The organism is Polaromonas sp. (assembly GCF_029945895.1).
In the GTDB taxonomy this organism is placed as follows: Bacteria; Pseudomonadota; Gammaproteobacteria; order Burkholderiales; family Burkholderiaceae_C; genus Polaromonas.
Window position 1 is genome coordinate 1 of record NZ_JAQSDL010000026.1, and the last position, 4,599, is coordinate 4,599.

At 66.2% G+C, this 4,599-nt stretch carries 5 protein-coding genes and 1 pseudogene; 5 read left to right on the forward strand and 1 reads right to left on the reverse strand.

Annotation, left to right across the window (positions count from 1 at the left end):
* Positions 1–284 (reverse strand): annotated as a pseudogene (locus PSV33_RS03165) (signal recognition particle-docking protein FtsY); the annotation flags it as partial.
* Between the two features lie 28 nt (positions 285–312).
* Here PSV33_RS03165 and PSV33_RS03170 point away from each other — a divergent pair.
* From PSV33_RS03170 to PSV33_RS03190, 5 genes are all read left to right on the forward strand, one after another.
* Entirely contained in the window at positions 313–1,806 is a 1,494-nt protein-coding gene (locus PSV33_RS03170) for a pitrilysin family protein (RefSeq protein ID WP_300558613.1), read from the forward strand.
* A gap of 92 nt (positions 1,807–1,898) precedes the next feature.
* On the forward strand, positions 1,899–3,221 hold the full coding sequence (locus tag PSV33_RS03175; protein WP_300558621.1) for a pitrilysin family protein: 1,323 nt from the start codon (positions 1,899–1,901) through the stop codon (positions 3,219–3,221).
* 51 nt (positions 3,222–3,272) lie between these two features.
* Positions 3,273–3,935 carry a 16S rRNA (guanine(966)-N(2))-methyltransferase RsmD gene (gene rsmD, locus PSV33_RS03180; protein ID WP_300558615.1) on the forward strand — a complete coding sequence of 221 codons (663 nt, stop codon included), beginning with the start codon at positions 3,273–3,275 and terminating at the stop codon, positions 3,933–3,935.
* Positions 3,936–3,989: 54 nt separating this feature from the next.
* Entirely contained in the window at positions 3,990–4,493 is a 504-nt protein-coding gene (gene coaD, locus PSV33_RS03185; protein ID WP_300558618.1) for a pantetheine-phosphate adenylyltransferase, read from the forward strand.
* A 2-nt stretch (positions 4,494–4,495) separates the two neighbouring features.
* A partial coding sequence (locus PSV33_RS03190) for a 4Fe-4S binding protein (protein WP_300558623.1) occupies positions 4,496–4,599 on the forward strand: 104 nt, incomplete at its 3' end.

The following is a 4,599-nucleotide window of genomic DNA, read 5'->3' on the forward strand; positions in this document are numbered from 1 at the left end:
ATGCGGTTGCCGGTGAACACGCCGGAAATGCTGGCGCCGGTCTTGTGCAGGCCCGAGCGCAGCTTGCTGACCCAGTGCTCGCGGCTCGCTGGCACCGCGCCGGGCAGGGGGATGTCGATGGGTGTGACCAGCGCACTGCCAATCAGGCCGCCGCCGGTCAGCGCCGGCGTGGTTAAGGCTGGCGCAGCGGGTACCGCGCCGCCGGGCAGCGCAGGGGGTGATGCCGCTGCCGGCGCGGCCTCAGGGGGGGCAGGCGGCTTTTTTTTCTTGAAGAAACTGAACATTGGTTGTGCTTTGGAGTCACACTATTCTATGAAACACACCACACAGGATTTCATGGGCAGTTTTATCCGGCTTTCGGCACCCACGCGCAACACCCTTCTCCCCCTTGTTTCCCTGCTCTTCAGCCTGGTGCTGACCAGCCCTTCGGGGGCCCAGACCTCCACTCCTGTCACTCCGGTAACCCCCAGCGCTTCCGTCACGCAATTCCAGCTGGCCAATGGGCTCACGGTCATCGTCAAGACCGATCGGCGCGCGCCCACCGCGGCCCACATGCTGTGGGTGCGGGTCGGCTCCATGGACGAAGTCGACGGCACCACCGGTGTGGCCCATGTGCTGGAGCACATGATGTTCAAGGGCACGCCCAGCCTGAAGCCGGGGGAGTTTTCACGCCGTGTCGCGGCGCTCGGGGGCCGCGAAAACGCGTTCACCACCCGGGATGCCACCGGTTATTACCAGCAGATTCCTTCGGACAAGCTTGAAGACGTGATGCGCCTGGAGGCCGACCGGTTTGCCCGCAACCAGTGGGCCGACGAAGAGTTCATCAAGGAGCTCGAGGTCGTCAAGGAAGAGCGCCGCCTGCGCACCGACGATTCGCCGCGCGCGCTGATGTATGAAGCCGCCAATGCCATCACCTTCGTGGCGTCGCCTTACCGGCGCCCCGTTGTGGGTTGGATGAGCGACCTCGAAGCCATGACGCCCGACGATGCCCGCGCGTTTTACCGGCGCTGGTATGTGCCGGCCAATGCGGCTGTGGTGATTGCCGGCGATGTGGATGTGGCGCAGGTGCGGCGGTTGGCGGAAAAATACTATGGCGCCGCGACGGCCCGCCCGGTGCCGCCGCGCAAACCGCGCCTCGAGCCGGCCCAGACCGGCCTGCGCAGGATGGACTTCAAGGCCCCGGCCAGCCAGGCTTATGTGAGCCTGTCGTACAAGGTGCCGGGCCTGCAGTCGCCAGCAGACGCAGTGCAGGGCGCGGGTGATGCCTTCAACCGCGATGCGCTGGCCCTGACGGTGCTGGCCGCCGTGCTTGACGGTTACAGCGGCGCGCGGCTGGAACGCGCCCTGACCCAGGGTGACCATCGGCTCGCCGACAGTGCCGGCGCGTCCAACGGCCTGATCGGCCGCGGCCCGCAGGTTTTTGTGCTCGACGGGGTGCCGGCCGCCGGAAAAACCGCCGACCAGGTGGCTGACGCCCTGCGCCAGCAGGTGACGCTGATTGCCCGCGAAGGCGTCAGCGAGGCCGAACTCCAGCGTGTCAAGACGCAGTGGGTGGCCAGCGAAACCTACAAACTTGATGCGCTGTTCAGCCAGGCCCGCGGGCTGGGCGCCTACTGGGTCAACGGCCTGCCGCTCGACACGGATGAGCGCCTGATCAGCCAGTTGCGCAGCATCAGCAGCGCCGAAGTGCAGGCCGTGGCAGCGCGTTATTTCAGCGACGACCAGCTGACCCTGGCCAACTTGCTGCCGCAGCCGCCCGATCCGTCCCGCGCCAAACGCGTACCGGCCACGGGGCTGCGGCATTGAGCGCGCGCCGCCCGCGCCGGGCTTTTTCTTCTCCCCTGTTTTCCAAGGGAACTCTTGTGACAAGTGCTATCAAAAAAAGAGCTGTTGGCGCCCTGTTGATAGGGGCTACAGCCATTTTTTATCCTTCATTTTCATGGGCGGCGATTCCGGTGCAGCAATGGACGCAGCCCGGCGGCGCCCGGGTCTACCTGGTCGAAAGCCCGGCCATCGCCATGGTCGATGTGCAGCTGGACTTTGATGCCGGCAGCCGGCGTGTCGCGGCCGACCAGGCTGGCCTGGCCGGCATCACGGCGTCGCTGCTCTCCAAGGGTGTGGCCGCACGCGGCGGTGATCCCGCGCTCGATGAAAATGCGCTGGGCGAAGCCTGGGCCGATCTCGGGGCGCAGTTCGGCGCATCGGCAGGCGCCGACCGCTTCAGCTTCTCACTGCGCAGCCTGACCGAGCCCGACCTGCTGAACCGTGCCATGCGGCTGGCAGCACGCCAGATCGCCGAGCCCTCGTTTCCGGACCCGGTGTGGCAGCGCGACCGCCAGCGCATGCTGGCCCAGCTCAAGGAGGCCTACACCCGGCCCGGCTACCGGGTGGCCCGCGCTTTTTCGGAAGCCGTGTACGGCAGCCATCCCTACGGCCATGAAACCAGCGAAGCCAGCCTGGGGCGCATCAGCGTGGCCGACATGCAGGCCTTTCATGCGCGCTACATCACGCCCTGCCAGGCCCGGGTCAGCGTTGTGGGGGCGTTGACGCGTGCGCAGGCTGACACGCTGGTGACGGGGCTGCTCGCACGCCTGCCCCAGGCCGACTGTGCGGCAGCGCCGCCGCTGCCGGCGGTGGCCGAGGTGGCGCCGCTGGAGCGTGCGCAGGTGCTCAATATCCCGTTTGACTCGGCGCAGGCGCATGTGCTGATGGGTCAGCCCGGCTACAAGCGCAACGACCCCGATTTTTACGCCCTCACCGTGGGCAACTATGTGCTGGGCGGCGGCGGGTTTGTCTCGCGCCTGACCGAAGAAGTGCGCGAAAAACGCGGCCTCAGCTACAGTGTCTCCAGTTATTTTTCGCCGGGCCGCCATGCCGGCGCGTTCACGGTGGGCCTGCAGACCCGTCCGGACCAGGCCGCCCAGGCCACCCGCGTTGCCCGTGAGGTGCTTGCAAAGTTCGTCGCCGAGGGCCCGACGCAGGCCGAACTGCAGGCCGCCAAGGACAACCTGATCGGCGGCTTCCCGCTGCTGATCGACAGCAACCGCAAGCTGCTCGGCAACCTCGCCAACATCGCCTGGAACGATTTGCCGCTCGACTACCTGGACACCTGGACCGACCGCATCGCCAAAGTCAGCGTGGCGGAAGTCAAAGCCGCGTTTGCGCGCAAGCTGCAGCCCGAAAAAATGGTGACTGTTATCCTAGGCGCTGCTCCCCAGTAAACGGCATGTCCTTTGATGAGATCCATCCCAGGCGCCGCACATGAGCCGCACATGAAATACACGCCAGCCTCCGACAACAAAACCGCCAAACCTGCCGCGCCGCGCCCGAAATCGGGCAAGGTGGTGGGCCGCAAGTCCGTGCCGCCCGGCGAAATCCGCATCATCGGCGGGCAATACAAACGCAGCAAGCTGCCGGTGGCCAACAAGCCCGGTCTGCGTCCGACGCCCGACCGTGTGCGCGAGACCCTGTTCAACTGGCTGGGCCAGGACCTGAGCGGCTGGCGCTGTATCGATGTGTTTGCCGGCACCGGCGTGCTGGGTTTTGAAGCCGCATCGCGCGGCGCTGCCGAGGTGTTGTTGTGCGAGCAGGATGCCGGTCTGGTGGACCAGCTCAAGGCCCTGCAGGCCAGACTGCATGCCGACATGGTGCGGGTGGAGCGCGGCGACGGCGTCGCCGCCCTGAGGCGGGCAACACCCGCCAGCATGCAGCTGGTGTTTCTGGACCCGCCGTTTGACTCGCCGCTGTTCGAACCCGCACTCAAGGCAGCGGCGCAGGTCGTGGCCGAGCCCGGTTATGTCTACCTCGAGGCGCCGCAAGCCTGGACCGATGAGGCCCTGGCCGACTACGGCCTGAAGCTGCATCGCAGCGGCAGGGCCGGCGCGGTGCACTTTCATTTGCTGGTGCGCAAGAACCTGTCGCCGGAAAGCGCGTAGCCCTGCAGGTGGCAGGGACACGCGGGCCCACGGTCAGGCGGGCATAATTGCCGCATGGCGACAAGCACCCCGAGTTCCCGTGTGGCGATTTATTCCGGCACCTTTGACCCCTTCACGCTCGGGCACCAGGACATCGTGCGCCGTGCGGCCGGGCTGTTTGACCGCCTCATCATCGGTGTGGCCGTGGCGCACCACAAGAAAACGCTGTTCAGCCTGGACGCGCGCCTGCAGCAGGTGCGCGAGGAAACGCAGGGCATGGCCAATGTCAGCGTCCTGCCTTTTGACGGCCTGATCATGGATTTCTGCGCGGCCCAGCAGGCGGTGGCCGTGGTGCGCGGCGTGCGCAACCTCACCGACTTTGACTACGAAGCGCAGATGGCCGCGATGAACCGCAAGCTGCGGCCCCAGGTGGAAACCGTATTTTTGTTGCCGGATGCGCCGCTGCAATGCATCAGCAGCACGCTGGTGCGCGAGATCAGCAAGCTCGGCGGCGATGTGGGCCAGATGGTCAGCGCCAACGTTGCCATCGCCCTGCAGCAGGCGCAGAAAGCGGGCTGACCATGGCTTTGCTGATCACCGACGAGTGCATCAACTGCGACGTGTGCGAACCCGAATGCCCGAACCAGGCGATTTACCTGGGCAAGGAAATCTACGAGATCGACCC

Coding starts and splice junctions, on each gene's coding strand:
- rsmD (WP_300558615.1), top strand. CDS start 3,273: ATGAAATACACGCCAGCCTCCGACAACAAAACCGCCAAACCTGCCGCG.
- PSV33_RS03170 (WP_300558613.1), top strand. CDS start 313: ATGAAACACACCACACAGGATTTCATGGGCAGTTTTATCCGGCTTTCG.
- coaD (WP_300558618.1), top strand. CDS start 3,990: ATGGCGACAAGCACCCCGAGTTCCCGTGTGGCGATTTATTCCGGCACC.